2 protein-coding genes are annotated in these 1,587 nt (G+C 48.0%); one reads left to right on the top strand and one right to left on the bottom strand.

Annotated elements, in window-relative coordinates:
• Window positions 1-323 precede the first annotated feature (323 nt).
• A complete protein-coding gene (locus DQ405_RS26875) occupies window positions 324-653 on the bottom strand; it encodes a hypothetical protein (protein WP_241730243.1) in 330 nt (109 codons plus the stop codon).
• Window positions 654-1,049: 396 nt separating this feature from the next.
• On the opposite strand from DQ405_RS26875, the gene DQ405_RS26870 reads away from it, so the two are divergent.
• Window positions 1,050-1,587 (top strand): cation diffusion facilitator family transporter (locus tag DQ405_RS26870; protein ID WP_168426509.1); only part of this gene is annotated, 538 nt, incomplete at its 3' end.

Below are 1,587 nucleotides of genomic sequence, written 5' to 3'. Positions count from 1 at the left end.
TTACAAAGGCCGAGCTGACACCTTCAATCATGGACGAACCGCGAGGCCGTTGAGATGGCGACCCTGACGTGGATGCGTTGTACGCCACCAGCGTCTGTTCAGCTCAATCGGATATGCTCTTGCGAACGCTAATAACAGACAGATCAGGCGATAGCAGGCCTGACTTAACGAAACGGCCTATAAAGGCCGGGGCGATTCGCTGGTAGCGATGTTGCGGGCAAGTGATGGACACAAAAAAGCGCCCCGAAGGGCGCTTAGAGTACAACTGCTTCCAACGGTGCTTGGAAGCTGCCGGCGGCGGATATCGTTCAGATATTAAGCGGTTAGTCAGCTTTGGTTTCTTTCTTGATTTCCGTGTTGTTCTGATCCTGGCGAATATCATTAACCTTCAACTCGTCTGCTTTTTTTTCGGCGGATTCGGTTCCGTGAATTCGCTTTTGATCTGCTCGGAATTTTTCATTAAATTTCATTGAACGGTCGTAGCCATCTCCTGCATAAGACGATGCGGAGCCGAAGATTACCAAACCAACAACAATAGCTTTCAACAGATTCATAGAGCAGTCCTCGCAAAATTCAAAGGTGGCTTGCTGAGCTTTATCGGTGAGCTCTACAGGTTCGAATGAATTTTGCGTGACTAAAGCTAACAGCAGCATGAGCCAAGCATTACATTATTGAAATGTAATGCTTCCATTGTGCGGTGACTATGAGCGCCTTGCTTCGTCATTTCAGCACCGAGGCGTACCAATCTGCAAGGGGCTTGAGCCTACGACAAGAATGAATGGAGGATTACATTTTTGTCATCTTCAGAGCATGGCACCGCATAATCTATATCATTAGCGAGCAACGTCGTTTTACGTCTGAGAGAGATCGACCTGTTGTCGGCGAGTTAAAGACGATAACGCACGAACTTGCTCGAGGGTGGTCGCATTTTCTGTCAGTGTGGCTTGGAGGGCCAGATGGTATAGGCGCTAGTATTTTTATTATCTCTTATGGGCGGTCGTTTGGCTCCCCTATTTTTCTTACGCTAGTTTTTAAGGAGCGGTAAAAATATGGCTCACGAACATAACCATAACACCGAAGCCATGGGTGATAAGCGTTTAATCGCAGCTATTGGCGTTAATACTGCACTAACTCTGGCACAAGTTGTTGGCGGGATACTTTCTGGGAGCTTATCGCTCATAGCGGATGCACTACACAACTTGAGCGATGCTGCATCACTGGTTATTGCGCTCATCGCACGTAAGATCGGCCGCAAACCGCCAGATGCTTTTAAAACCTTTGGCTACCGACGCAGTGAAACCATAGCGGCTTTGATTAACTTGGTCACGCTGATTATCGTTGGTCTCTACCTCATCTACGAAGCTATAGGTCGGTTTTTTTCCCCACAGCCCATTGAAGGATGGACAGTGGTCGTGGTGGCGGGAATAGCCTTGATTGTAGATATCGCTACGGCCTTGCTCACCTACACAATGTCTAAGAATAGCATGAATATAAAGGCGGCATTCTTGCACAACGTGTCGGATGCGTTGGCCTCCGTCGGCGTTATTATTGCCGGAACATTGATCCTCCTGTATGGCTGGTATTGGA

It is taken from the genome of Pseudomonas sp. SST3, assembly GCF_003325755.1.
Note: the sequence above shows the minus strand (reverse complement) of the source record. Positions and strands in the feature narration are given on the sequence as shown.